Raw genomic sequence first — 26384 nt, 5'->3', positions numbered from 1 at the left:
CACCAACACGCATGCAGAACTTCTACGAAGCCACCGTTACCCGCCAGCCCCACCCGCAACTGACCGGCACGATCGATACCCAGGTCTGCATCGTCGGCGGCGGCCTCGCCGGCCTGTGCACGGCGCTCGGCCTCGTCGAGCGCGGCGTGACGGACGTCGTCGTGCTCGACAGCGAGCGGGTCGGCTTCGGCGCGTCGGGCCGCAACGGCGGCTTCGTGTTCGGCGGCTACAGCCTCGACAACGCCGACCTGCTGCGCACGCTCGGCCGCGACGAAGGGCGCCGGCTGTACCGGCTCACCGTCGACGCGGTCGACCTGATCCGCGCGCGCATCGCCCGCTACGGGATCGACTGCGACATCGTCGACCAGGGCGTGATGCTCGCGAACTGGTTCGACGATCCATCGCGGCTCGACAGCGTGCGCACGCTGATGAAGAACGAACTCGGCGTCGACTGGGAGCCCGTGCCGACCGGCGCGCTGCGCGAGCGGCTGAAAACACAGCGCTATTACGGCGGCCTGTTCGAGCCGAACGCGTTCCATTTCCATCCGCTGAAGTACGTGCTCGGCGTCGCGGCGGCCGCGTCGCGCGGCGGCGCACGCGTGTACGAACGCTCGGCCGCGCTCGGCATCGCGCGCGACGGCGCCGGCTACGTCGTGCGCACGGCGCAGGGCGCGGTGCGCGCGAAGGACGTCGTGTTCGCCGGCGGCGGCTACGCGCGCGGCGTATCGCCGCGCATCGAGCGCGCGGTGCTGCCGATCGCGACCTACGTGATCGCGACCGAACCGCTCGGCACGCGCCTGCCCGACGCGATCGACGCGCCGTACGCAATCTACGACACGCGTTTCGCGTTCGACTACTACCGTCCGCTGAAGGACACGCGGATCCTGTGGGGCGGCCGGATCTCCGTGCTCGACCGCGGCCCCGACGCGATCGCGCGCCTGCTGCGGCGCGACCTGCTGCGCGTGTATCCGCAACTGGAAGGCGTGAAGGTCGACTACGCGTGGGGCGGCCTGATGAGCTACGCGCGGCACAAGATGCCGCAGATCGGCCGCGACGCGGACGGCGTATGGCACGCGATCGCGTTCGGCGGCCACGGGATGGCGCCGACCACGGTAGCCGGCGAGGCGCTCGCCGCCGCACTGGCCGAAGGCCGGCCGGTGCCGGACGGCTTCGCGGCGTTCGGGCTCACGCGCACGTTCGGGCTGGCCGGCCTCGCCGCCGCGCAGCTCACGTATACGGCGTACCAGGCTCGCGACGCGCTCGCGTCCTGCCGCCGCTGAGCGCCCGCGGCGGCCGAAACGACCGTGCCGACGGCCTTGCCGATTAGAGCGGAAGGTCGGCCGGGCGGGCATTTTCCACATGCTAGAATGCCTTTTCCAAGCCGCCGCGAACCACAACAAAGTCACATGAAAGCAGGAAGCAAGGCCGCCACGTCCGACCCCCGCGCGCTTGCGTCCGATGCGCGGCGTAAATACGATCCCGAGCAAACCAAGCGCAACATCCTCGATGTCGCCACGCAGGAATTCTCCGCGATGGGTCTCGCCGGTGCGCGCGTCGACGCGATCGCCGAGCGCACGAACACGACGAAGCGGATGCTCTACTACTACTTCGAAAGCAAGGAAGGCCTGTACGAGGCCGTGCTGGAGAAGGTGTACGGCGACATCCGCGCACTCGAGCAGGAGTTGCACGTCGGCGACATGGAGCCGCGCGAAGGCATGCGCCGCCTCGTCGAGTTCACGTTCGACTATCACGACAAGCATCGCGATTTCGTCCGCCTCGTGTCGATCGAGAACATCCACGGCGCGAAGTATGTCGAACAGCTGAAGTCGTTCAAGAACCGCAACGTCAGCATCATCAAGACGCTCGAGGAACTGCTCGAGCGCGGCGCGGCGAGCGGTGCGTTCCGCAAAGACATCGACGCGTTCGACCTGCATCTGCTGATCAGCTCGTTCTGCTTCCACCGCGTGTCGAACCGCTACACGTTCGGCGCCGCATTCGGCCGCGACCCGTCGGCGCCGCGCCTGCGCGCGCGGCATCGCGACACGATCGCCGACGCGGTGCTCCGCTACGTCGCCGCGTAAGCGGCGGCAGTCGCCGACCGGGGCACGCGATATCCGCGCCCCCTCCAACTTCAGCCCTTCAGCGCATCAGTCCGTCGGCGCGACCGACGCCAGCGCGATCCGCGCCTTCTGTTCCGGGCTGCCCGCCACGTAATACTTCTTCGCCCAACTCGAATCGCGCGCAAGCGCGAGCCGCGCATGCGCGCCCGCATCCGTATCCGTGCCGTGCTGCCGTTTCGCGTTGATCGCCAGCGCGCGTGCGCGGTAGTGCTCATACAGACGCAGGAATTCCGCGAGATAGATCGCCGCGATCCGCTTGTCGCGGATCTCGAGCAGGTTCTCGTCGTTGTACTGCTCGGAATTGCGGCTCATGTTCGCCGAGCCCGTATAGACGACCGGATTCGCGCCTTCCGCGTCGATCACGATGAACTTGTGATGGATTACGACGGGCGGAAAGGCCGGCGCCGGTTCGCCCGGGAACAGCCGCAACTCCGGCTCGAAGCCTTGCGGCACGGTGGCCGGCGAGAAATACGACGCGTCGATCACGTCGTGGTTGTCGCGGCTGCGGTGGTACAGCTCCAGGTTCGCGAGCGTCGCCGCATCGAGCGTCTGGCCGGCCTGCTGCGCGGTATCGGCCTTCGTTGCACTGCCCACGTTGATCTTGTTCACCAGGCCGAACATCATCAGCCCGCGGTCGCCGGCCGCGAAACACGCATCGCGCAGCGCGGCGTCGGTCGGCATGAACAGGCAGAACGACACCGAATGCTTCGCGGCCGCGATCGCGGCGACGATCGTATCGATCTCGGTACGCTGCCCCGCCGGCTCAGGCGAGTAGGCGACGCGCACCTGCGCGCTGCCGATCGTCATCGGCGCCGACCAGCCCGACGACAGCCGCGCGGTCTCCGCGATCGACGGATTCCCAGCCAGCGCGTGGGCGCGCGCGTTGTACAGCGCGGCGAGCGCGGGCGAGTCGAACGCATGCAGCACGTTGGCCTGCTCGGTCAGCCCCTCGGTCGTGAAGTTCGCGGAGCCGGTCAGCACGCGCGCGGGCGCCGGGTTCGACGGCGCATCGGTCACGATGAACTTGTCGTGCATGATGTGCGTCCGGTCGCGCGGCGCGAGCGTCGCCAGGCCCTGCAACGCATCGACGGCCGGCTGGTTCGGCGACGGCAGCGGCGGCCTGCCCTTGCGCGCCGTCGTGTGCGCGTCGTAGACGATCGCGAGCGACGCTTCACCGTGCCGGCGGCCGAACCCGACGAACGCGGGCAGCGCCCACAGCGTGTCGGTCAGGTGATAGACGGCCGACACCGCGCGCGACGCGGGATCGAGCATCTCGGCGAACACCTGCTCCATGTCGTTCGCGAGCCACGTGCGCAGCTTCAGCGCCTGCGCGGCGCTCGGCGCCTCGTTCGGCGCGAGACCGAGCACAGCAACCTGCTTCGCGAACGCCTGCGAGCTGACCACCGCGCGGTTGAACCACGTGCCGATGCCGTCCTCGATGTGCGCGGGCAGCACGACGTCGCACACCCCGGCTTGCGCGTCGAGCACCTGCAGGTTCGCCGGCGTGCCGACGACCGGATAGACGTCGTAGCGGAACGACGCACCGCGATCCTGCGGATCGATGCGTGCATCCCACCACATGAATTTCTGGATCGGCGCCTGGTCGGTCGGCGCATCGCCCTGCGTGTCGGCGGCCGGGCCGTCGAACGTCAGGCGGTTGGGCAGCCAGCTGTCCGGCGCACGCGTCTTGCCGTCGGCCGACCAGAAGCCCGGCGTGCGCCGGATCGCGAAGCCGAGGAAATCGGACCGCGACGCCGCATCGGGCCAGTCGAAAGCCAGCAGGACCAGAGTGGGGGAAAGATAGCTGCGCACGCTGACGGTCATTCGTTGCTCCCTGGCCCGGCGGCCGGTCGAGGTGAATGAGTCAGTCTTGACGACGGTTCTTCCCGCGCGATGACGCTTCGATGAACCTTGTATGTCGGATGCGCGTCAGTCGCACACGAGCAGTTCGATTCCGCGCGCCGTCAGCGCGCGGCGCACGGCCTTGTCGGGTGCGCGCTCGGTCACCAGATAGCGGGCGGCCGCCGCGCCGTTGATCCGCACCGGCGTCACGCGGCCGAATTTCGAATGGTCGGCGACGATGATCGCCGTGCCCGCCGCCGCGATCATCCGGCTGCGCACTTCGGCCGCGAGCCGCGAGTAGTCGGTGCACTCGCCGTCGGGCGTGATGCCGCCGGCGCCGACGAACGCGAAATCGACGTGGTATTGCGCGAGCTGGTGGATAGTGTCGAGCCCGAAGGTGGCGTCCTCGTCGTCGGACAGCTCGCCGCCGAGCAGCGTCACACGGTTGCCGTTGCGCCGCGCGAGCACGAATGCGGTCCGCCAGTCGTTCGTGTAGATCGACAGCCGGTGCCGGTCGGCGAGCGCCAGCGCGACCGCATGCGGCGTGCTGCCCGAATCGATCAGCACCGATGCATCGTCGGGCACGAATTCGGCCGCGCGCCGCCCGATCGTGCGCTTCGCGTCGGCGTTCGCGGCTTCGCGCTCGGACAGGCTCGGCTCGCGGCGATCCGCGGCCAGCGCGCCGCCGTGCGTCATCACGAGCAGGCCGCGCGCGGCCAGCGCATTCAGGTCGCGCCGCACGGTTTCGCGCGACACGTCGAGCGAACGCACGAGTTCCGCGACCGACAGCGCGCCCGAGCGTCCGAGCTCCGACAGGATGTATTGATGACGTTGTTCCGCCAGCATCGCGTGTGCGCCCGAGGCGACTGGTAATGGGTAAGCCGGCCATTGTATTACGGACGTTTGACGACCATTTGACTGCGCCGGGTAAGCGGCCACGCAGCATCCGGGCGCGTTTCCCGAAAGCGAAATTCAGTATTGTCCGGCGCGCGTGAATTCGCGCGGCGCCGGTTGCTACACTTTGCGCTTCGCCGAACGACCGACCAATACCGACCATCAAAGGGGCTCGCGCCATGTATCGCAAAGGCAGTGTGATCGAAATCCAGTTTCCGCCGGAACGCCTCAACGACGCGGCGGGTGATCCGTACTGGATCGACCTGACGCTCGACGAAGCACGCCGGCTCTACGAACAGCTCGCCGCGCGCTTCGCGACCGACGCGCGCGCCAACCAGCCGCTCGACACGTTCTCGATCGACTGATCGTCGCGGCTGCGCGCCCGCCTTGCGCCGGGCCGGCGGCGAGCGCTGATCGCCGCCGCACCGAGCACCCGGCGCGCGATGACCGCCGGCCCGGTCACGCGCCGCGCGGCATGAGTGCAGGATTCGACAAGACGCCGGCGCCGCTTCGCCCGATACTGGCCGACTTCCCGGTTCTGTCCGGCCGCCTCGCGGCCCGTCACGCATGCTTACCTCGATCGTCGCCGCCGCCTTCGTGGCGCTCTGGTCCACCGGCTTCATCGTCGCACGGGCGATCAAGCCCTACGCCGATCCGAACCTGTTCCTGCTCGCGCGCTTCGCCGGCACGGCCGCGCTGTTCGCCGTGGTGGCGCTCGTCGCGCGCGCACCGTGGCCGGCCCGCCGCGAATGGCCGCGCCACCTGATCGCCGGCGCGCTGTTGCAAGGCGTCTATCTCGGCGCGAGCTACTGGGCCGTCGCGCAAGGGTTGAATGCGGGCGTGATGGCGCTGCTCGGCGCGCTGCAGCCGCTCGCCACCGCCGTGCTCGCGGTCCCGCTGTTCGACGAACGCCTGCCCGCGCGCGGCTGGCTCGGAATGGCGCTCGGGCTGGCCGGCGTCGCGCTCGTGCTCGCGCCGAAAGTCACGGGCGGCGTCGCGCCGCCGCCGGGCGCCGCGCCTGCATGGCTCGTCGTCACCGTGTCGGTCCTCGCGGTCGGATCGATCACCGCCGGTTCGCTGTACCAGAAAGGCAAGCTCGCGCAGAGCGATCTGCGCACGGCGGTCGCCGTGCAGAACTTCGGCGCGGCGATCGTCGCGGCCGTGTTCGTCGTACTGCTCCATGAGACCCGCTGGATCGGCGCGCCGGCGCTGTGGGTGTCGCTGGTGTGGGGCGTCGTGTTCCTGTCGGGCGGCGCGGTCACGATGCTGATGTGGATGCTGCGGCGCGGCAACGCGGCGCGCGCGACGTCGCTGCTGTTCCTCGCGCCGCCGCTGGCCGCACTGCAGGGTTACGGTCTGTTCGGCGAAACGCTCGCGCCGATCCAGCTCGCGGGCTTCGCGCTCGCGCTGGTGGGCGTCGTGCTCGCACGGCGCTGACGGGCGACGACGCATGCGGGATCGAGCTGCCACGCCGTCATCGAGCCTCCATCCCGCCTCGCCGAAGCCGCGCGCACGGCCGCCCTTCGCGCGGCATCCTGCACCCGCCCGGCGCACCGTGCACCACGGCGATGCGCCGCGTCTCGTCGATGCAACGCGACACCGCCGGAAACGCAGGCCCGGCGCGGCGGCACGCCGCGATTGCGCTTATGATGAGCGCCTTGCAATTCGTTCCGGATCTTCCCTCATGACCTCCGCCGATTACGCCAGCCGCCAACGCGCGATCATTGCCGAACTGAACGTCGCCCCGCACTTCGACGTCGAAGCCGAAATCGAGCGCCGCGTCGATTTCCTCGCGCAGTACCTTCGTTCGACCGGCCTGCGGACCTACGTGCTCGGCATCAGCGGCGGCGTCGATTCGTCGACGGCCGGCCGGCTCGCGCAACTGGCGGTCGAGCGCCTGCGCGCCGACGGCTACGATGCGCGCTTCATCGCGATGCGCTTGCCGAACGGCGTGCAGAACGACGAAGAGGATGCGCAGCGCGCGCTCGCATTCGTGCGCGCGGACGAGGTATTGACGGTCGACGTGAAGCCGGCCGCCGATGCGATGCTCCGTTCGCTGGTCGCGTCGGGCCACGCATTCGAAACGCCCGCGCAGCAGGATTTCGTGCACGGCAACATCAAGGCGCGCGAGCGCATGATCGCGCAGTACGCGGTGGCCGGCGCACGGCGCGGCATCGTGATCGGCACCGATCACGCGGCCGAATCGCTGATGGGTTTCTTCACGAAGTTCGGCGACGGCGGCGCGGACATCCTGCCGCTCGCGGGCCTGAGCAAGCGCCGCGTGCGCGCGGTCGCACGCGCGCTCGGCGGCGAGGAGCTGATCGTGATGAAGGTGCCGACGGCCGACCTGGAGGAACTGCGTCCGCTGCGCCCCGACGAGCACGCGTACGGCGTGACCTACGACGAGATCGACGATTTCCTCGAAGGCAAGCCGGTCGCCGATCGTGTGTACGAAACGGTGCTGCGCTTCTACGACGGCTCGCGCCACAAGCGCGCGCTGCCGTACACGATGTTCGACTGGCCGACCGCATAAGCCGACCGCGTAAGCCAACCGCACAAGCCGGGCGCCCCGCGGCCGACCTACCGCCGCGCGCACCGTCCCGGCCGCGCGCGGCACATCGGCGCGGGGCAACGCTACGCGTTCCCGCCCGTCTTCTTTGCCTGCAGCGCACGAATGCGCAGCCGCGCGCCCGTATCGCTGACCGTCGCGTCGTACATTGCCGCGAGATCGCGCTTGAGCGCGGTGCGCGAGCCCCCGTCGAGATACACCATGTGCCCCGACGGATAGAACCGCGCGGACAGGTTCTGCCGCACCTTCCGGTCCTCCAGCGGCATCTGCTGCAGATCGATCACGGTCTGGTAGAACGGCGTGACGAAATCGTAGAAGCCGTTCGCCGACAGCACCTTCAGGTCGACGTTCAGCGCCATCACCGCGGCGAGGTCGCCGGCCGTGTAGAGGATCACGTTCCCCTGCGCATCGATGCCCTGCTGCGCGCCGGTCGGGTCGATGTGGCTGAAATCCCAGTTCTGGAACGCCTGGTCGTTCAGGTCCGTGAACGCGGAGTTCGACGTGAACTTCAACTGCTCGTTCAGGTAGCTGTTCCACATCGCCGTATAGACGCCCGTCACGGCCGTCATCGTCGGATCGTTGCCGCCCGAATTCGGGTCGATCTTGCCGGCGATGCCCGACGAGATCCCGGTCACGCGGCCGTCGTACGAACCGAGCGCGAGCCCCTGCGCATGCAGCAGCGTCGTCAGGAACAGCGAATTGCCGCGCGTGTCGTAGCCGGCGATGTCAAGCCCCCACGTCTGTAGCGTCGCCGTGTCGATGCCCGTGTATTCCGACAGTTTCTGCACGGTGGCCGGGTTCGCATGCGGCACCGCACGCAGCGCGCTCAGGTAGTCGGTGCGCGCGAACTGCGCAACCTCCTCGACGAACGCGCCGAGATCGGTCGGCGCCGGCTTGATGCCGAGCTTCTTGTGATACCACGCGTCGGCCGCGGCGGTCGGCAGCGTGCCGACCGGGTTGCCGGCCTGCCGGTAATCGAGGATCGACGATTGCAGCGTGACGCCGTTCAGGTCGACGCCGTCCTCGTGCAGCTTGTACGCGAGCACGCAGCTGCGCGCGGTGCCGTACGATTCGCCGAACAGGTATTTCGGCGAATTCCAGCGATTGTTCTTCGTCAGGTAGCGCTTGATGAACTGCTTCAGCGAGTTTGCATCCTGGTCGACGCCCCAGAAGTCGCGGTTCTTGTTCGGCGCGACGGCCGCCGAATAGCCGGTGCCGACCGGGTTGATGAACACCAGGTCGCTGTGGTCGATCATGCTGTCCGGGTTGTCTTCGATCTGGTACGGCGCGGGCGGCGTGAAACCCGGCATCGACGTCTTGATGCGCTTCGGCGCGAACGAGCCGAGCAGCACGAACACCGACGACGAACCGGGGCCGCCGTTGTAGAAGAACGTCACGGGCCGCGTTTCCTCCTTCGCGCCGTCGGCCGTGAACGCGACATAGAAGATTTTCGCGGCCGGCTGCGAACTGCTCGGATCGACGGTCACGAGGTGGCCGACCGTCGCCGTGTACGCGATCCGCTTCCCGTCGATCAGGATCGTGTGGTGCGTGATCGCGGCCGCCTCGGTCGTGTCGGTCACCGAGTCGTCCGGGCCGTTGCCGTACGCGACCGGATCGAAGAACGGCTGGTCGCGGCCGTGGCTCAGCGCGACCGGGTTGATGGTCGGCGGCACGCCATGCGAATTGTGGTCGCCGTGATGCAGCGGATACACGCCGCCGGAAGATGCGGAATCGATGTCCATCGTGCTGCTCCTGGAGGTGAAAAAAGACGCGGGCAGACCACCCGCGTCGAACGGAAAGGCGTGTGCCCGTGCGTCAGCTCGACGGCTTGCGCGCGAGGATCGTGGCGAGCTGCGCGCCGTTCGGGCTGCCGAGGCCCGTGCAGGCGTCCCAGCCGGACGCGGCCGCATAGGTGCCGTTCGAGCCTTTCGTGATGTCGCGCAGCGCGCCCGGATGCTTGTACAGCACCGGATTGACCCAGCCGGCCGACCCGCCGTTCGCCGCATTGATTCGCGCGATCAGCGCGGCCCACAGCGGTGCGACCGCGCTCGTGCCGCCCATCACGGCGGGCGTGCCGGCCACCGACACTTCGTAGCCCGTCTGCGGCGACGCGTCGCCGGCCACGTCCGGCACGCCGCGCTTCGCGAGCGGCGTGGTGGTGCCATCGGAGAGCGCGACCTTCAGCCCCTGCTGCCACGCCGGCAGGTCGAACAGCGCACTGACGCCGCCGCCGCCCGCACCGCCGCCGGATGCCTCGTCGTTCCACGTGACCTCGCTGCGGATGCCCTGCCCGGGCAGCGCGTCGAGCTGCGTGCCGCCGCAGCCGAGTACGTACGGGCTCGACGCGGGAAAGTCGACGTGATCGGCGCCATCCTGCAGCCCGTCGCCCGAGCCGCTGTCGCCCGACGCCGCGCAGACGGTGATGCCCTGCGCGGCGGCCGCCTGCAGCACGCGGTTGAACGCCTGAGCCGACTGCGCCTGCCAGATCGCTTCCGGGCCGCCCCAGCTGATCGAGATCACGGACGGCTGGTTCGTCTTGTCGGCCACGGCCGCGTTGACGGCCTGGATGAAGCCCGCGTCGCTGTTCGGCGCGAAGTACACCGCGATCTTCGCGGCCGGTGCGATCGCGCCGGCGATTTCGATGTCGAGCGCGACTTCGCCGTCCGGGCCGTTCGGCTCGCCGGTCGGCGCATTGCGGCCGGTGCCGACGTTCACGTCGACGAGCTTGGGCGGCGTCGTGATGCCGAGCCCGCGGAAATACTGCTGGATGTCGGCCGCGCGATAGCCGCCACCGAGCTCGATGATCGCGATGCATTGCCCCGCGCCGTCGCCGGCCGGAAAGTCGTACAGCGACGCAAGCTGGATCGGCGTGAACGTGACGGCCGCCGCGCCGCGCGCGGGCTTGAACGGCGGACGGAAGCGAAAGTGCGGCCGCGCCTGCGGGCGGCTGTCGAGGCCGAGCACGGCCGTGACCGCATCGCCGATATCGTCGGGCAACACGATCGGGCCCGAGCGGCCGCGATACTGGCCGATCGACCTGTGCTCGAAACGCTCGAGCTTCACGCTGAACGCGGCTTCGAACTGCGCGATCGTGCCGGACAGCACGACGACGCTCTCGACCGGATCGACGCGATCGACCGTCAGCTGATGACGGTGCGCGAAGTCCTCGGTCTTGCGAATGTCGTCGGGATTGGCGGAGAAACGCTGCGCGAATGCGTCGCGCGACACCGGTTTTGCACGGGCGTCGCCGGTGGCGAGTTGGTGAACCAATGCGTCGAGTTGCCCTTCTTCCTGCCGCCGCAACATGATCGTGACGTGGATGCGTTCTGCCGGATCGCACTGGCCGAGACACTTGGACTCGGCGACGATGCGGGGTTCACGGTCGGCTTGAAGATGCCTTGCCATGTTCAGACCCTCCTTGGTACCGCGTTGCACGGAACAGCCAGGAAATCGGACATAGCCCGCGGAAGACGGTTCCGTTCGGTCAGTCGATTCGCGACGGCGCGTTTGCCACTGCGTTCGCGACGCGCGAAGTAACAGGAAGTTTAGAACAGTCAGACGATTTGCGCGCACACCCTTCCGCGGCAAGGCACACGCGCTCCGGCCGGCATCGCGCGCGGCCCGTATCGATTCGAGCATGGGCCTGCCTGCGCGGCCGATCGATCCGCGCGGCGGCCATGTCGGCGCAACCCTCAGTCCATCGACAGCCGCAGTGCGAAACCGATCAACGCCGCGGAAAAGGTCCAGCGCTGCACCGTCTGCGCGAGCGGATGCGCGCGCATCCACGCCGCAATGCGCGACGCACCGAACACGCACGCGAGGTCGAAGCACACGCCGGCCGCCACCAGTAGCGCGCCGAGCTCGAACATCTGCCAGACGACCGGCCCGACCTCGGGCCGCACGAACTGCGGCAGCAGCACCGAACAGAACAGCAGCGCCTTCGGGTTCAGCAGATTGGTCAGCAGCCCCTTCACGAATGACTGCCGCAACGCTCCCGCTGGCGCGTCGCCGTCCCCGAGCGCGAACACCGGCGAGCGGAACACCTGGATCGCGACATACGCGAGATAGAGTGCGCCGCCATAGCGGATCACCTCGTAGAGCCACGGCGCGCTGCGGATCAGCGCCGCGACGCCGCACGCCGACAGCGTCACGTGCGCGGTGCGCGCGAGCGACAGGCCGGCCGCCGCCGCCATCCCCGGCCGCACGCCGCGGCCGATGCTGGTCTGCAGCACGAGCGCCATGTCGGGCCCCGGTACCGCGTAAATGGCCGCCAGCGCGGCGAGATAAATCAACAGCAAATGCGTGGAAATCATGGTCTGCCCCCATCCTTCGTTGACGATATGTTGCCGCTGAAGGTGGAGGGATTACTGGCCATCTTTGGCACAGAATTGGCGATTCATAGGGGAATCCGCCACAATCATGAAATCACGACAAGGATTCCGCCAACATGATCGACCTCGACAAAACCGACCGCGCGATCCTCGCCGCGGTGCAGCGCGACGGCCGCCTGCCGATTGCACGGCTCGCCGAATCCGTCGGGCTGTCCGAGACGCCTTGCGCGCGGCGCCTGAAACGCCTCGAAAACGACGGCTACATCGAGCGCTATCGCGCGCAACTGTCACGCCAGGCGCTCGGCTTCGGCGTGGTCGCGTTCGTGCTCGTGCGGTTCGCGACGCACGACCGCAAGGTCGCCGACCGGTTCGAGCGCGAAGTACTCGGCATCGAGCGGATTCTCGCGTGCCACAACGTCGCGGGCACGGCCGACTACCTGCTGCAGGTGGTCGCGCGCGATCTCGACGACTACGGCACGTTCCTGCGCGATTCGCTGCGGATGCTGCCGGGCGTGACGTCGATCGAATCGGCGCTGTCGCTGCGAGAGGTGAAGCACGACGCCGGGTTGCCGGTGCCGTGACGCGCGCCGGGCCGGCAAGCGGCCCGGGCGCAACGCTCGCTCACATTGCCGGCCGCGCCGGCGTCACACCACGTCGGGCGACTGATGCGCGCGTTCGAGATCCTCGAGAAACGCTTCGACGACCGGATCGCCGCGCCCGTCGCGCGCCACGACCATGTGGAACGTGACCTCGTAGTGCAGTCGATCCGGATTGAGCGGCGCGAGCAGCCCCTGCGCGACATACGGCGCCGCGAAGTGCTGCGGCAGGTAGCCGAGATGGTGGCCGGACAGGATCAGCAGCGCGACGGCCTCCATGTTGTCGGCGGTCGCGGTCACGCGATCGGGCGTCGTCGACATCTGCGCCTCCGGCAGCGGATACGAGCGCCAGGCCCACTCGAAGCCGGCGACGTCGGCCGGCGTCAGCGTGCCGGCGCCGTCGAACAGCGGATGGCCGCGGCCGCAATACGCGATCTGCCGCTCGATGAACAGTGGCGTGTAGTGCAGCGTCGGCACGCGATGCCAAAAATAGCCGACCGCGATCTGGATCTCGTTGCTCAGCAGCTTTTCCTCGAGATCGCCGGGCGCGCGCACCGAAATCGAGAAGCGCACGGCCTCGTCGCGGGTGCGAAACGCGGCGATCGCCTCGGCGATCCGCGCGTTCTGGCTGACCGGCGTATGGCCGATCAGGCCGATGTTCAGCGTGCCGACCAGCTGGCGATCCATGTGCCGGGCGGCCATCCCGAATTCGTCGAGCGCCGCGAGCAGCTTGCGGCTCATCGCATGGAACCGCTCGCCCTTCGGCGTGAGCCGGAAGCCGCTGCGGCCGCGCTCGCAGAGCCGGTAGCCGAGCCGCGTCTCGAGCGACGACAGTTGCGCGCTGATCGTCGACTGGCCGACGTTCAGCATCGCCTGCGCGGCCGACACACCGCCCGCGTCCGTGACCGCGAGAAATACGCGGATCAACCGCAGATCGAGGGTCGACAGATTCCCCAGCACGTTCATCCCCTTCCATACATCGATGAAGATCGATGTTTACGTCGATATCTTCGCATTCTTCTTTCCCGGCGGAGCGCGTAAAACTGTGCGCCAGGCCGCGTCGCATGATACGGCAACCCCACATCGGAAGAGACGACCCCATGAACGACCACACCCATTTCCAGCCGCTCGGCGGCAATGAAATGCCGCGCTCCGGCGGCATCGCGACGATGATGCGCCTGCCGCACGTGTCGAGCGCCGAAGGCCTCGACGCCTGTTTCGTCGGCGTGCCGTTCGATCTCGGCACCTCCAACCGCACCGGCGCGCGCTTCGGCCCGCGCCAGATCCGCACCGAATCCGTGCTGCTGCGTCCGTACAACATGGCCACGCGCGCAGCGCCGTTCGATTCACTGCAGATCGCCGACATCGGCGACGTCGCTGTCAATCCGTACAACCTGCACGATTCGATCGCCCGCATCGAGGCCGCGTACGACGCGATCCTCGAGCACGACTGCAAGCCGATCACGCTCGGCGGCGACCACACGATCGCGCTGCCGATCCTGCGCGCGATCCACCGCAAGCACGGCAAGGTTGCATTGATCCACGTCGATGCACATGCCGACGTGAACGACACGATGATGGGCGAAAAGATCGCGCACGGCACGCCGTTCCGCCGCGCGGTCGAGGAAGGCCTGCTGCACGGCGACAAGGTCACGCAGATCGGCCTGCGCGGCACCGGCTACGCGGCCGAGGATTTCGACTGGTGCCGCGAGCAAGGCTTCCGCGTGGTCCAGGCCGAGGAATGCTGGAACAAGTCGCTCGCGCCGCTGATGGAAGAAGTGCGCGCGCGCATCGGCGACACGCCTGTCTACATCACGTTCGACATCGACGGCATCGATCCGGCCTACGCGCCGGGCACCGGCACGCCGGAAATCGCCGGCCTCACGGTGCCGCAGGCGCTCGAGATCATCCGCGGCGCGAAGGGGCTGAACATCGTCGGCTGCGATCTCGTCGAAGTCGCGCCGCCGTACGACCCGTTCGGCACCACGGCGCTGCTCGGCGCGAACCTCGCGTACGAACTGCTGTGCGTGCTGCCGGGCGTCGCGTACCGCGACTGACACCGGCGCCGCCACTATTCCAAAATCAGAGGATTCCAGAGGAGCACACATCGAGATGGGGACTTCCGTCAAGCAACCGAAGCGGGCGGCGCTCGCGTCGTTCGTCGGCACCACGATCGAGTGGTACGACTTCTATAGTTATGCGACCGCCGCCGCCATCGTATTCGGGCCGCTGTTCTTTCCCGGCGAAAACCGCTTCATCAGCCTGCTCGCGTCGTTCGGCTCGTTCGCGGTCGGCTTCTTCGCGCGGCCGCTCGGCGGCGTGATGTTCGGCTATCTCGGCGACCGCTTCGGCCGCAAGCGGTCGCTGCTCGCGACGCTGATGCTGATGGCCGTGTCGACGGTCGCGATCGGCCTGCTGCCCACCCATGCGCAAGCCGGCGTGGTCGCACCGATCCTGCTCGTGCTGATGCGCGTGCTGCAAGGCATCGCAGTGGGCGGCGAATGGGGCGGCGCGGTGCTGCTGGCCGGCGAGCACGCGCCCGAAGGCAAGCGCACGTTCTTCGCGTCGTTCGCGCAGCTCGGCAGCGCGAGCGGCCTGATCCTGTCGATGCTCGCGTTCGGCGCGATCAGCACGCTGTCGAAGGACGACATGATGAGCTGGGGCTGGCGCGTGCCGTTCCTCGCGAGTTCCGTGCTGCTGATCGTCGGCTTCGTGATCCGCGCGAGCGTGTCGGAATCGCCCGAATTCGAGGAAGTCAGGAAGAGCGGCAACATCGCGCAGAAACCGCTGCGCGAAGCGCTCAAGGTCTGGCCGCTGCTGCTGCTCGCGATCGGCGCGAACGTGTACGGGATCGCCGGCGTGTATTTCAGCAACATCTTCATGATCAGTTATGCGACGCAGTTCCTGTCGCTCGACCGGTCGATGGTGCTGCATTGCATGACGATCGTCGCGGTGCTGCAGTTCGTCGTGCAGCTCGCCGCCGCGTTCCTCGCGCAGCGCTTCGGCACCACGCGCGTGCTGCTGATCACCGGCGCCTGGGCGATGATCGTCCCGTTCGTGATGCTGCCGCTCGTGCACCTGGGCACGCCGGTATCGATCACGGTCGGCGTCGGCCTCGCGACGCTCGCGGAATCGGGCTACTACTCGGTCGTCGCGGGCTTCGTCAGCGGCATCTTCGTCGCGCGGATTCGCTATACGGCGATCTCGATCGCATACCAGGTGTGCGGCGCGCTCGCCGGTGGTCTCACGCCGCTCGTCGCAACCGTCATCGCGCAGAACACCGCGCCGCAATGGTGGCCGCTCGCGCTCCAGTACACGAGCGCCGCCGTGCTGTCGTCGCTGTGCGTGTGGCTGATCTCGCGCCGCGTCAGCATCGACGATGCGGGCGCGCCCGGCAAGACGGACGGCGCGCTGCCGCGCGGCACGCGCACCGCGTAACCCACCTCATGCAACGGGCAAGCGACATCGCCTGCCCGTTTGCACCGGGCATCCGGCTGCACGCCGCAACGCCCCCGCCTCTCCCTGAACATTCATGACGACAAGCGGCCCGCACATGCGGGCCGCTTGTATGCCGCCCGATCGTCGATCGCAACGGCCCGCGCGCAGCGTTATCGCGTTATCGCACCTGATTGCGCAGCGTCTTCGCGGCGGCGACCATGTTCGTCAGCGCCGGAATCACTTCCGCCCACTGACGCGTCTTCAGCCCGCAATCCGGGTTCACCCACAGACGCTCCGCCGGAATCCGCTCGGCCGCCTTCTTCATCAGCCCGACGATGTGATCCTGCGTCGGGATGTTCGGCGAGTGAATGTCATACACGCCCGGCCCGATTTCGTTCGGATACTTGAAGGTATCGAACGCATCGAGCAGCTCCATGTCCGAACGCGACGTCTCGATCGTGATCACATCGGCATCCATGTCGGCGATCGACGCGATGATGTCGTTGAACTCCGAATAGCACATGTGCGTGTGGATCTGCGTGTCGTCCTGCACGCCGTTCGCGGTGATGCGGAACGACTCCACCGCCCACTTCAGGTATTCGCTCCATTGCGCGCGGCGCAGCGGCAATCCTTCACGCAATGCGGCCTCGTCGATCTGGATCACGCGCACGCCGGCCTTCTCGAGATCGAGCACTTCGTCACGGATCGCCAGCGCGAGCTGGTAGCACGATACCGAGCGCGGCTGGTCGTCGCGCACGAACGACCAGTTCAGGATCGTCACCGGGCCGGTGAGCATGCCCTTCATCGGCTTGTCCGTCAGCGACTGCGCATAGGCGATCCACTCGACCGTCATCGCCTTAGGGCGGCTGATGTCGCCGAACAGAATCGGCGGCTTCACGCAGCGCGAACCGTACGACTGCACCCAGCCGAACTGGCTGAATGCGTAGCCGTCGAGCTGTTCGCCGAAGTATTCGACCATGTCGTTGCGCTCGGCTTCGCCGTGCACGAGCACGTCGAGTTCGAGCGATTCCTGTTCGCGCACGCTGCGTTCGATCTCGGCCTGCATCGCCTTGCGGTAACCGGCTTCATCCAGCGCGCCCGCCTTGAACCGGCTGCGCGCCTGGCGGATTTCGGCGGTCTGCGGGAACGAGCCGATCGTCGTCGTCGGGAACGCCGGCAGGTTCAGGCGCGCCGACTGCTTCGACGCACGCTGCGTATAGGGGCTCGTGCGATTGCCGAGCCGCGCGTCGATGCGCGCGATCGCGGCCTTCACCATCGGGTTGTTCACGCGCGGCGAGCGGCGGCGCGAATCGATCGCGGCGGCATTTGCGGCAAGCGCGTCGGCCACCTTGTCGCGGCCTTCGTTCAGTGCGATCGCGAGCACCTTCAGTTCGTCGAGCTTCTGCAGCGCGAATGCGAGCCACGAACGGATGTCCGCGTCGAGCTTCTCCTCGCTCGCGAGGTCGACCGGCACGTGCAGCAGCGAGCACGACGGCGCGAGCCACAGCCGGTCGCCCAGTTGCGTCGCGAGCGGTTCGAGCCAGTCGAGCGCCGCGTTCAGGTCCGTCTTCCAGATGTTGCGGCCGTTGATCGCGCCCACCGACAGCACGCGCTCGGCCGGCAGTTCGCGTACCAGCGCGTCGACTTCATCGCGCGCATTGATCGCGTCGATATGCAGGCCGTCGACCGGCAGCGACACCGCGAGCGTCAGGTTGTCCTGAAGCTGGCCGAAGTACGTGGCGAGCAGCAGCTTGATGCGCCGCGTTTCCAGCGCCGCATACGCGGTGCGCAATGCCTGGCGCCATTCGGCATCGAGTTCGGTGACGAGGATCGGCTCGTCGATCTGCACCCATTCGACGCCCTGCGCGGTCAGCGTGTCGAGCAGCGCACCGTACACCGGCAGCAACTTCGGCAGCAGCGCGAGGCGATCGGAATCGTCCTTCGCCTTGCCGAGCCACAGGTACGTGACGGGGCCGAGAATCACCGGCTTCGCGTGCACGCCCTGCGCGTTCGCTTCGGCCAGTTGCTGCAGCAGACGCGACGGATCAAGCGAGAAGTTCGTGTCCGCATGAAACTCCGGCACGATGTAGTGATAGTTCGTGTCGAACCACTTCGTCATTTCGCCGGCCGCGACGCCGCCGCAGCATGCGGCGTGCTCCTCCGCCGACTGCGCGGACCGGCCGCGCGCGACGCGGAAATAATTGTCGAGCGCATCGCCGTGGAAGTCCTGCACGCGCTTCGGCAGATTGCCGAGCGTGAAGCTCATGTCGAGCACCTGGTCGTAGAACGCGAAGTCGCCGATCGGCGCGAGATCGAGATCGCGCTGGTCGTGCCAGTGGCGCCTGCGCAATTCGGCGCCGAGCGCCTTCAGTTCGTCGCGCGACGATTCGCCCTTCCAGTAGCGTTCGAGACCGAACTTGAGTTCGCGCTTCGCGCCGATGCGCGGAAAACCGAGGTTGTGTGTCGTGACCATGAAGCTGCCGTCCAGAAGAAATAGTAGATCCGGCAGCCATCATAGGGATTTCAAACCATGAAATAAAATGGCATTATTTCATTCATCCATTAACATTATTCATGCATCCGTGGGATGCGCGCGATCCATGCTGGAACGATTCCATCTCGTCGTCATTCGTGAAGTCGAGCGCCAGGGCTCGCTGACCGCGGCGGCCAATGCGCTGCACCTCACGCAATCGGCGCTCAGTCACACCGTCCGGAAGATCGAGCAGCAGCTCGGCACGCCGATCTGGGACCGGGAAGGCCGCGGCCTGCGGCTCACGCAGGGCGGGCAATATCTGCTGAAGCTGGCGAACCGGCTGCTGCCGCAGTTCGAGCTCGCCGAGGAGCGGATGAAGCAGTACGCGAAGGGCGAGCGCGGCACGCTGCGCATCGGGATGGAGTGCCATCCGTGCTACCAGTGGCTGCTGAAGGTCGTGTCGCCGTACCTGTCGCGCTGGCCCGACGTCGACGTGGACGTGAAGCAGCGCTTCCAGTTCGGCGGCATCGGCGCGCTGTTCGGTTACGACATCGACGTGCTCGTCACACCCGATCCGCTGAACAAGCCGGGGCTGCGCTTCGATCCCGTGTTCGACTACGAACAGGTGCTGGTGGTCGCGGAGTCGCACCGGTTCGCGAACGTCGACCACGTGACGCCCGAGCAACTGACCGACGAGATCCTGATCACGTACCCGGTCGAAACCGACCGGCTCGACATCTACAACCAGTTCCTGACGCCGGCCGGCATCGTGCCGAGGCGGCACAAGTCGATCGAGACGACCGACATCATGTTGCAGATGGTCGCGAGCGGACGCGGCGTGGCCGCGCTGCCGCGGTGGCTCGCCGACGAGTACGCGGACCGGATGCCGGTCGTGCCGGTCAAGCTCGGCAAGCAGGGCATCGCGAAGCAGATCTTCCTCGGCATCCGTGAAGCGGACGCAGCGATCGACTATCTGGCCGCATTCGTCGCACTCGCGCGCGAATCGACGTGGAGCGCGCCGCGCATGCTGCGCTAGGCGCGCCCGCTGCCCTGCCCGCGCGTCAGGCGGCGCGCATGCCGGCGCGTTCGCCGCGCTCGACCCACGCGCCGAACAGCAGGCCGATCGTCGTCCACATGATCACCTGCATGCCGATGGCCGCCACGCGGAACTTCCACAGCAACGCCGCCGGGAAATCGGCCGGCAACTCGCTGACCGACGGCAGCCCGATCTGCACGGCCGCGACGATCGCGACGAACACGAGCCCGGCGACGATCGACGCGTTCCACTGGCCGAGCTTCGCCAGCAGATGGCGGCGCACGCTGACCGAGAACACCATCGTCGCGACCGAGATCGCGATCATCAGGAAGAACAGGCCGGTGCGATAACCGATCGTGTCGGGGTCGCCGACCGACGGCGGATTGGCCGGGTACTTGAGGTTCGGCACGATCACGAGCGCGACGAACGCCGCCAGCGCGAGCCACGCGGCCAGCGGCCGTGCCGGCAGGCGGCTGCCGCGTCCATACGCATACGCGAAGACCAGCGAGAACAGCCCGCCGAATGCCGCGCCGTAGGTCACGACGCCCGTCAAGAGCCCGAGGCCAGCCTGCGTGTGGCGGCTGACCAGCTCGGGCTCCGGCGCCTCGCCTTGGGCGGTGGTGGTTTTTTCTTCGAAGGCGATCGCCTGATCGACTTGCGGTTCGCCGACGATCCTGGCGAAACCGAACGTGAGGAGGCCCGCGGCGATGCCTGCGAGCATCCCGCGCATGAGCAGCTTTCCGACCATCGTAGGCTCCGCGTCAGTGGCAGGGAAAGCCGAGCAGATGGCGGCCGTCGTGGACGAATTCGTGTACGAGCATGCCCGGCACGAGCGACGTCGCGCCCTGTTCCGCACCGACGAAATACAGCGCGAGCAGCAGCATCAGGCCGACGAACACGGCCCACGGCAACAGCTCACGGACGGGGATGGGTGCCGGCACGACCGCCGGCTTCAGCACTGCTTCGCTCATGGATGCACCTCAGGGGAATCGCGCCCCGACAAATGATGGATGGGTACGAAGGCAGGTCTGGCTTCCGGGATCATCGATTCCCCGGTTACAGTGGCGCGACCGCGCCGGAATTGCACCGGCTTCCGCGCTTCGTATCGGGCGAATTGTACGCGCGAACGTTCGCGTATTGAAGCGATGACACATGGGCGAGCGCGCCCCGTTCCGGATCATCCGACAACCGACATGACCCTACCTGCCTCACTGCGCCTGATCGCCCACGCATCGACCCGCGCCATGCGCACCGGCACGTTTCCCGACGACGATCCGCTCGACGCGCACGGGCTCGCCGAAGCCGCTGCGCTGCGCGGCCGGTGGGCGGCTGCTGCCGGCTCGCTCGTGCGGTGCAGCCCGGCACGCTGCGCCAGGCAGACCGCCGATGCGCTCGGGCTGCGCGCCGATATCGACGACGCGCTGCGCGACATCGATTACGGCCACTGGCGCGGCAAGCGGCTGCATGATCTCGCACGCGACCTGCCCGACGAACTTGCCGCGTGGATCGGCACGCCGTCCGCGTCGCCGCATCGCGGCGAATCGTTCGAAGCCGCCGCGCATCGAATCGGTACCTGGTTGAACGTGCTGCGGCCCGATCGCGACGTCATTGCGATCACGCATGCGCCGATCGTCCGCGCGGCCATCGCGCACGTGCTGCGGATGGCTCCTGGAGTGGCCGCGCGTCTCCACGTCGCGCCGCTGTCGTGCACGACGTTCGTCGCGGCGCCGGCCGGCTGGACGTTGGCCGCGACGGACATCGTGCTCGGCACCAGCGCGTAAACCGCTTGGCGTGTTCACCATGTGAGCCGACGATGCGCGCCCCCCACTTCGCATGCAGCCGCTCGCCTTACATCCCGTAAGACGCACCGTTCGTCATCCCGACTGTCATCAAACTGACTGCTAGCCCCGGCTAGCATCGGACGCGGTTCCCTCACGAGATGCCGTCATGAATCAACCCGCTTCGTCCGCCCCGAACAATCCGGGCTCCGTCGCACGCACCAGGCAGGTCGGCTATGCCGCGTTCCTGCTGGTGCTCGTGCTCGGCGCCGTCTATATCGCCACGCACCTGGTCGCCGATCTGGCGCCGGTCCGCGAAGGGACGCTGTTCCCGTACCTGCTGCTCGGCGCCGCACTGCTGATCGCGCTCGGCTTCGAATTCGTCAACGGCTTCCACGACACCGCGAATGCGGTCGCGACCGTGATCTACACGCACTCGCTGACGCCGAACGTCGCGGTGATCTGGTCGGGCATGTGGAACTTCCTCGGCGTGATGGTCTCGAGCGGCGCCGTCGCGTTCGGCATCCTGCAGTTGCTGCCGGTCGAGCTGATCCTGCAGGTCGGCAGCGGCTCGGGTTTCGCGATGGTGTTCGCGCTGCTGATCGCCGCGATCGTCTGGAACCTCGCGACCTGGTATTTCGGGTTGCCGTCGTCGAGCTCGCATACGCTGATCGGGTCGATCATCGGCGTCGGGCTGATGAACCAGCTGATGCACGGGCCGTCCGGCACGAGCGGAGTCGACTGGGGCCAGGCCCTCGGCGTCGGCAAGTCGCTGCTGCTCTCGCCGATCGTCGGGTTCCTGTGTGCGTCGCTGCTGCTGCTCGTGCTGAAGGCCGTCGTGCGGATTCCGGAGTTGTACAAGGAGCCGCCGAAGGACCAGCCGCCGCCGTTCTGGATTCGCTGCCTGCTGATCCTCACCTGCACCGGCGTGTCGTTCGCGCACGGGTCGAACGACGGGCAGAAAGGGATGGGCCTCATCATGCTGATCCTGATCGGCACGGTGCCGACCGCCTATGCGCTGAACAAGGCCGTCACGCCCGCCGAATCGCAGACTTTCGTGGCGGTCGCGAACCAGGCGGCCGCGACGTTCGGAAAGTACACGAATGGCGTCGCGCCGTCCGCGAACCCGCGCGCCGATGTCGAACACTACGTGCAGCATCGTGAACTGACGCCTGCCGTGCTGCCGGCCGTCGCGCAGTTGTCCACGTCGCTCGCGACCGCCGTCGGCGCGTCGGGCTCGATGGCGGCCGTGCCGCAGCGCGACGTCGACAACGTGCGCAACACGATGTATCTGGTGTCCGAAGCCATTCGTCTGCTCGAGAAGGCGGGCCAGCCCGCGTTCGCCGCCGACGACAAGCTCGCGATCGACAACTATCGCAAGCAGCTCGACCACGCGACCAAGTTCATTCCGACGTGGGTGAAGGTGGCCGTCGCGATCGCGCTGGGCCTCGGCACGATGGTCGGCTGGAAGCGGATCGTCGTGACCGTCGGCGAAAAAATCGGCAAGCAGCACCTGACGTACGGACAGGGTGCATCGGCCGAACTCGTCGCGATGCTGACGATCGGCGCCGCCGACATGTACGGGCTGCCCGTGTCGACGACTCACGTGCTGTCGTCGGGCGTCGCGGGCACGATGGCGGCGAACGGCTCGGGGCTGCAATGGAGCACGGTGCGCAGCCTCGTCCTCGCATGGGTGCTGACGCTGCCGGCGTCGATCGCGCTGGCGGGAGCGCTTTACTGGCTGTTCCGGTCGCTGGCCTGATCATGGGCGCGGCGGGTAGCGGGCGATAGCCGGCTGCCCGCCGCGGCAGGTTGGGTCTGGGGCTTCGCTTTTCTGCTTCCCTGCCTCTCCGCCTCTCCGCCTCTCCGCCTCTCCGCCTCTCCGCCTCTCCGCCTCTCCGCCTCCCCGCTCTGGCACGTCGCCACCTTCAGTGTCCCGATGCTGCGGTCCCCGCCTCCCCGTTTCGTCCGAATTAAAGCGCAAGATCTGGAGCGTGCCCGCGCATGGACGCCGCTAGACTGGGTTCATCAACTTTCATCGTGAACTCGACCGTGCGCGACCGCACGGCGCCACACTGCCGATGCCCGAGGTACGCCCGTGAACATTGCCGATCTGCACCCCGCCGTCGAATCGCTGGACATCGCGCAGCGCGTCGACACCCTCGACTGGCCGAGCGTCGATGCCGAGCTCGACCGCTACGGATGCGCGCGCGTACCGGGCCTGATGTCGGCCAGCGAGTGCGATGCACTCACGTCGCTCTATCCGCGCGACGCGCTCTATCGTTCACGTGTCGTGATGGCGCGGCACGGCTTTGGCCGCGGCGAGTACAAGTATTTCGCGTATCCGCTGCCTGCGGTCATAGCCGAGCTCCGCGCGACGATCTACCCGCATCTCGCGCCGATCGCGAATCGCTGGAACCAGGCGCTCGGGATCGACGTTCGTTATCCCAAAGACCATGCGACGTTCCTCGCTCGCTGCCACGCGGCGGGACAGACGCGACCGACGCCGCTGATCCTGCAATACGGCACCGACGACTACAACTGCCTCCATCAGGACCTCTATGGCGAGCACGTGTTTCCGCTGCAGATCGCGATCCTGCTGTCGGCGCCGGGCCGTGATTTCACTGGTGGCGAATTCGTGTTGACGGAACAGCGGCCACGCATGCAGTCGCGTGCGGAAGTGGTGCCGCTGACGCAAGGCGACGCGGTGATCTTCGCAGTACACGGCCGGCCGGTGCAGGGAACCCGAGGCGTCTATCGCGTCAACCTGCGCCACGGCGTCAGCCGGATTCGAAGCGGCCACCGCCATACGGTTGGCATCATCTTCCACGACGCGCAGTAGCGGGAGGTGGGACCGCTGCGCTGCCGCCGTGCCGCTTGTCGCGCATCGCATTCCTGCTCGTCCCAGCACCGCACGTCATCGTTCCGTGAGCGCTCGGACCAAGTATGGTCAGCCAGGAGGCCGTTCGCCCGCGGTGACTGGAGGCCGATTGCGCTGACCGTCAAGCAATCGCAGCCGCAACGAACCAGCGCTTTCGGTGAGCGCCGCAAAACATGCGCTCTCGCCCGTCACCCCGCCAATACGATGAGCAGTCTGGCCTATCCTCGCGCCACGTTGGCCCGCAGCCGGTCGCCAGCATCGGAAGCCAGCCGTGCATAGCCCGGCAACGTCAGCAGCGCGAGCACGCCCGCCGCGACGAACGCCCAGCGGAAATCGTCGAGCACGTAGTGCATGCCAGCCGCATCGCCGCGCACCAATGCCGCGAGCCGCAGCGACAATGCACCGAACGCGATCCCCATCCCGATCGTCATCTGCTGCGCGGCGCTCCACAGCGTGCTGGCCGCGCTCGTCTGGTGAGACGGGATATCCGCATAAGCCAGCGTCGCGAGCGTCGTGAACTGCATCGACCGCGTGAGCCCGTAGACGAATACGACGAGCAGCGTGATCGCCAGCGGCGTCGACGCGGTCAGCCAGCCGCATGCGATGGTGAAGATGCCGACGATCGTCACGTCGACGAGCGCGACACGCCGAAAGCCGTAACGGTCGAGGATCCACGACGTGCCCGCCTTCATCCCGAGATTGCCGAGCGCGCTCGCGAGCAGCAGCAGACCTGACTGGAACGGCGACAGCCCGAAGCCGATCTGGAACAGCAGCGGCAGCAGGTACGGGACAGCGTTGATCGCCATCCGCGTGATCGAGCCGGTGATGACCGTCACCGAGAACGTCGGCACCTTCAGCGTCGTGAAATCGAGCAGCGGATGCGCGCAGCGTCGCGCATACAGCCACGCAGCGATACCGAACAGCACGCTTGCGCCCACCAGGCCCCCCGCGCGCGTGAAGTCGACATCCTGCTGGCCAGCCGCTTCGGTGCCGATCAGCAAGCAGGTCAATGCGCCACCGGCCAGCACGAAGCCAACCCAGTCGAGCGGCCGTTGCTCGTCGGCCCGCGTATTCCGGACGATCAGCCAGGTACAAACGAGTGCGGCAAGGCCGAACGGGACGTTCAACAGGAAGATCCATCGCCACGACGCGTAGGTCGTGATGAAGCCGCCGATCGGCGGCCCGACGACGGGCGCGACGATGCCCGGCCACGTGATCGTCGCGATCGCACGCATCAGCTTCGCCTTCTCGGTACTTCGCACGACGATCATTCGCCCGACCGGCACCATCATCGCCCCGCCGACACCCTGCAGCAGCCGGGCAGCGGTGAACGACATCACGCCTTCGGACAGCCCGCACAGCACCGACGCGCCGGTAAAGACAACGATCGCACTCGCGAACACCGTACGCGAGCCATAGCGATCCGCGATCCAGCCGCTGATAGGAATGAACACCGCCAGCGCCAACATGTAGGCCGTCATCCCGAGACTCAGCGCGTTAGGCCCCACGCCGAACGAGTGGGCCATTTGCGGTAGCGCCGTCGCGATCACGGTCGTATCAAGGTACTCCATGAAGAACGTCGCGGCGACGAGGTATGGCAAGAAGTCGGTCGTCCGACCACCTTGGGCGGGGCTGTCAGTCATGAAGAATGCAGAAGGCGGAGTACAAAGGACACCGATCGCCAGCGGATGCAAGCAAGTACCGGGGAATCAGGACAAGCGGTGATATTACCTCGAAGGGCTTGCCCGCCGCTCTGTCGAACAAGTCACGCGAATGAACTTTATGCGCATAGATTTTTATGATGCTTTCGCGCGGTGTTCGCGGAGAGGAGCGCATGACACTGCGCATCGACGAACGGCCAGATGAAGCGGGAGGAAGCGGGAGTTTTCGCCCAGAAAGTGACGTGTATCGATCATCGCCGGTCAACATCGTCCATCATCTGCCATCGCAAAATCGCTGGCGGACGTTGCGCCGTCGGTCGGAATCGATTCTTGAAGACGGGTGGGGTTCGGTTGGCGGAGGACGTGCCGAGGTTTCCGGACGACACGACTGCGGAGTCCTCGCGAACGGCGGAGCGCGAAATTGACGGGCTCGGCGTTGTGATTGTGGGTCAACGGGAAGCCGTATCCGTAGCCTTCGTTAACTCTTCGCCGATCGCTTTTTATGGCGCGCCAATGCAAAAACCCCCGCCTTTCGGGCGGGGGTTTCTGGCTTGAGGGGAGCCTGACGATTACCTACTTTCACACGGGAATCCGCACTATCATCGGCGTAGAGTCGTTTCACGGTCCTGTTCGGGATGGGAAGGGGTGGGACCGACTCGCTATGGTCATCAGGCAAAGGGGGTTGTTCTGCTGGCGTGGCCAACAGAACCAATCTGGGAAGAAGCAGTAATTTTGAGTTGTGTGTATCACACACGAGAATCCAAC

At 67.2% G+C, this 26384-nt stretch carries 23 protein-coding genes, 1 rRNA gene and 1 riboswitch; of the genes, 13 read left to right on the top strand and 11 right to left on the bottom strand.

Annotated elements, in window-relative coordinates:
* Positions 1-11: 11 nt before the first annotated feature.
* Together HWX07_RS00820 and HWX07_RS00815 are read left to right on the top strand one after the other, a co-directional pair.
* Positions 12-1280, top strand: a complete 1269-nt coding sequence (locus tag HWX07_RS00820) for an FAD-binding oxidoreductase (protein ID WP_175874776.1) — start codon at positions 12-14, stop codon at positions 1278-1280.
* A gap of 126 nt (positions 1281-1406) precedes the next feature.
* Positions 1407-2081, top strand: coding sequence for a TetR family transcriptional regulator (locus tag HWX07_RS00815; protein ID WP_175874775.1), 675 nt, complete (start codon positions 1407-1409; stop codon positions 2079-2081).
* Between the two features lie 66 nt (positions 2082-2147).
* Here HWX07_RS00815 and HWX07_RS00810 read toward each other — a convergent pair whose 3' ends face one another.
* Both HWX07_RS00810 and HWX07_RS00805 read right to left on the bottom strand, forming a co-directional pair.
* Positions 2148-3944: a phospholipase D-like domain-containing protein gene (locus HWX07_RS00810; RefSeq protein WP_175874774.1), complete on the bottom strand. Its 1797-nt coding sequence runs from the start codon at positions 3942-3944 to the stop codon at positions 2148-2150.
* Between the two features lie 105 nt (positions 3945-4049).
* A complete protein-coding gene (locus tag HWX07_RS00805; RefSeq protein WP_006491117.1) occupies positions 4050-4808 on the bottom strand; it encodes a DeoR/GlpR family DNA-binding transcription regulator in 759 nt (252 codons plus the stop codon).
* A 227-nt stretch (positions 4809-5035) separates the two neighbouring features.
* On the opposite strand from HWX07_RS00805, the gene HWX07_RS00800 reads away from it, so the two are divergent.
* From HWX07_RS00800 to nadE, 3 genes are all read left to right on the top strand, one after another.
* Positions 5036-5221, top strand: a complete 186-nt coding sequence (locus HWX07_RS00800) for a hypothetical protein (protein ID WP_006480515.1) — start codon at positions 5036-5038, stop codon at positions 5219-5221.
* Positions 5222-5423: 202 nt separating this feature from the next.
* Complete coding sequence (locus HWX07_RS00795) at positions 5424-6293, top strand: DMT family transporter (RefSeq protein WP_175874773.1); 870 nt, start codon at positions 5424-5426, stop codon at positions 6291-6293.
* Between the two features lie 247 nt (positions 6294-6540).
* A complete protein-coding gene (gene nadE / locus HWX07_RS00790; protein ID WP_175874772.1) occupies positions 6541-7389 on the top strand; it encodes an ammonia-dependent NAD(+) synthetase in 849 nt (282 codons plus the stop codon).
* A 101-nt stretch (positions 7390-7490) separates the two neighbouring features.
* Here the strand turns inward: nadE and HWX07_RS00785 are convergent, their stop codons facing one another.
* From HWX07_RS00785 to HWX07_RS00775, 3 genes are all read right to left on the bottom strand, one after another.
* Positions 7491-9167 carry a peptidase S1 gene (locus HWX07_RS00785; RefSeq protein ID WP_175874771.1) on the bottom strand — a complete coding sequence of 559 codons (1677 nt, stop codon included), beginning with the start codon at positions 9165-9167 and terminating at the stop codon, positions 7491-7493.
* A 73-nt stretch (positions 9168-9240) separates the two neighbouring features.
* Positions 9241-10830: a S53 family peptidase gene (locus HWX07_RS00780; protein WP_175874770.1), complete on the bottom strand. Its 1590-nt coding sequence runs from the start codon at positions 10828-10830 to the stop codon at positions 9241-9243.
* A 287-nt stretch (positions 10831-11117) separates the two neighbouring features.
* Positions 11118-11738 (bottom strand): LysE family translocator, encoded by a 621-nt coding sequence (locus HWX07_RS00775; protein ID WP_175780439.1) that lies wholly within the window; start codon positions 11736-11738, stop codon positions 11118-11120.
* A gap of 134 nt (positions 11739-11872) precedes the next feature.
* Between HWX07_RS00775 and HWX07_RS00770 the strand changes: the two genes are divergently transcribed.
* The gene (locus HWX07_RS00770) at positions 11873-12337 is read left to right on the top strand and encodes an Lrp/AsnC family transcriptional regulator (protein WP_006488501.1); all 465 of its coding nucleotides are present in this window, start codon (positions 11873-11875) and stop codon (positions 12335-12337) included.
* Between the two features lie 63 nt (positions 12338-12400).
* Here HWX07_RS00770 and HWX07_RS00765 read toward each other — a convergent pair whose 3' ends face one another.
* Complete coding sequence (locus HWX07_RS00765) at positions 12401-13318, bottom strand: LysR family transcriptional regulator (RefSeq protein WP_175874769.1); 918 nt, start codon at positions 13316-13318, stop codon at positions 12401-12403.
* 134 nt (positions 13319-13452) lie between these two features.
* Here HWX07_RS00765 and speB point away from each other — a divergent pair, with 134 nt between their 5' ends.
* Positions 13453-14409, top strand: a complete 957-nt coding sequence (speB, locus tag HWX07_RS00760) for an agmatinase (protein ID WP_175874768.1) — start codon at positions 13453-13455, stop codon at positions 14407-14409.
* Positions 14410-14464: 55 nt separating this feature from the next.
* The gene (locus HWX07_RS00755; protein ID WP_175874767.1) at positions 14465-15790 is read left to right on the top strand and encodes an MFS transporter; all 1326 of its coding nucleotides are present in this window, start codon (positions 14465-14467) and stop codon (positions 15788-15790) included.
* 178 nt (positions 15791-15968) lie between these two features.
* Here HWX07_RS00755 and metE read toward each other — a convergent pair whose 3' ends face one another.
* The gene (gene metE / locus HWX07_RS00750; RefSeq protein ID WP_175874766.1) at positions 15969-18263 is read right to left on the bottom strand and encodes a 5-methyltetrahydropteroyltriglutamate--homocysteine S-methyltransferase; all 2295 of its coding nucleotides are present in this window, start codon (positions 18261-18263) and stop codon (positions 15969-15971) included.
* A 127-nt stretch (positions 18264-18390) separates the two neighbouring features.
* Here metE and HWX07_RS00745 point away from each other — a divergent pair, with 127 nt between their 5' ends.
* Positions 18391-19299, top strand: coding sequence for a LysR family transcriptional regulator (locus HWX07_RS00745; RefSeq protein ID WP_175874765.1), 909 nt, complete (start codon positions 18391-18393; stop codon positions 19297-19299).
* Between the two features lie 25 nt (positions 19300-19324).
* On the opposite strand, the gene HWX07_RS00740 is transcribed toward HWX07_RS00745, so the two are convergent.
* Together HWX07_RS00740 and HWX07_RS00735 are read right to left on the bottom strand one after the other, a co-directional pair.
* Positions 19325-20047 carry a CbtA family protein gene (locus HWX07_RS00740; protein ID WP_175874764.1) on the bottom strand — a complete coding sequence of 241 codons (723 nt, stop codon included), beginning with the start codon at positions 20045-20047 and terminating at the stop codon, positions 19325-19327.
* Positions 20048-20060: 13 nt separating this feature from the next.
* Positions 20061-20270 carry a CbtB-domain containing protein gene (locus HWX07_RS00735; RefSeq protein WP_175874763.1) on the bottom strand — a complete coding sequence of 70 codons (210 nt, stop codon included), beginning with the start codon at positions 20268-20270 and terminating at the stop codon, positions 20061-20063.
* A 32-nt stretch (positions 20271-20302) separates the two neighbouring features.
* A riboswitch (cobalamin riboswitch) is annotated at positions 20303-20446 on the bottom strand.
* 46 nt (positions 20447-20492) lie between these two features.
* Here HWX07_RS00735 and HWX07_RS00730 point away from each other — a divergent pair.
* From HWX07_RS00730 to HWX07_RS00720, 3 genes are all read left to right on the top strand, one after another.
* Entirely contained in the window at positions 20493-21080 is a 588-nt protein-coding gene (locus HWX07_RS00730) for a histidine phosphatase family protein (RefSeq protein ID WP_175874762.1), read from the top strand.
* A gap of 166 nt (positions 21081-21246) precedes the next feature.
* Complete coding sequence (locus HWX07_RS00725) at positions 21247-22839, top strand: inorganic phosphate transporter (protein ID WP_175874761.1); 1593 nt, start codon at positions 21247-21249, stop codon at positions 22837-22839.
* Positions 22840-23175: 336 nt separating this feature from the next.
* Positions 23176-23919: a 2OG-Fe(II) oxygenase gene (locus HWX07_RS00720; RefSeq protein WP_175874760.1), complete on the top strand. Its 744-nt coding sequence runs from the start codon at positions 23176-23178 to the stop codon at positions 23917-23919.
* A 257-nt stretch (positions 23920-24176) separates the two neighbouring features.
* On the opposite strand, the gene HWX07_RS00715 is transcribed toward HWX07_RS00720, so the two are convergent.
* Complete coding sequence (locus tag HWX07_RS00715) at positions 24177-25601, bottom strand: MFS transporter (RefSeq protein ID WP_175874759.1); 1425 nt, start codon at positions 25599-25601, stop codon at positions 24177-24179.
* Positions 25602-25792: 191 nt separating this feature from the next.
* On the opposite strand from HWX07_RS00715, the gene HWX07_RS00710 reads away from it, so the two are divergent.
* On the top strand, positions 25793-26044 hold the full coding sequence (locus HWX07_RS00710) for a hypothetical protein (RefSeq protein WP_175874758.1): 252 nt from the start codon (positions 25793-25795) through the stop codon (positions 26042-26044).
* Between the two features lie 135 nt (positions 26045-26179).
* On the opposite strand, the gene rrf is transcribed toward HWX07_RS00710, so the two are convergent.
* Positions 26180-26292, bottom strand: a 5S ribosomal RNA gene (rrf, locus tag HWX07_RS00705).
* Positions 26293-26384: the final 92 nt, after the last annotated feature.

It is taken from the genome of Burkholderia sp. BCC0097 (assembly GCF_902832985.1).
Taxonomy (GTDB): domain Bacteria; phylum Pseudomonadota; class Gammaproteobacteria; order Burkholderiales; family Burkholderiaceae; genus Burkholderia; species Burkholderia orbicola.
This window is presented reverse-complemented; position numbering and strand designations above follow the sequence as displayed.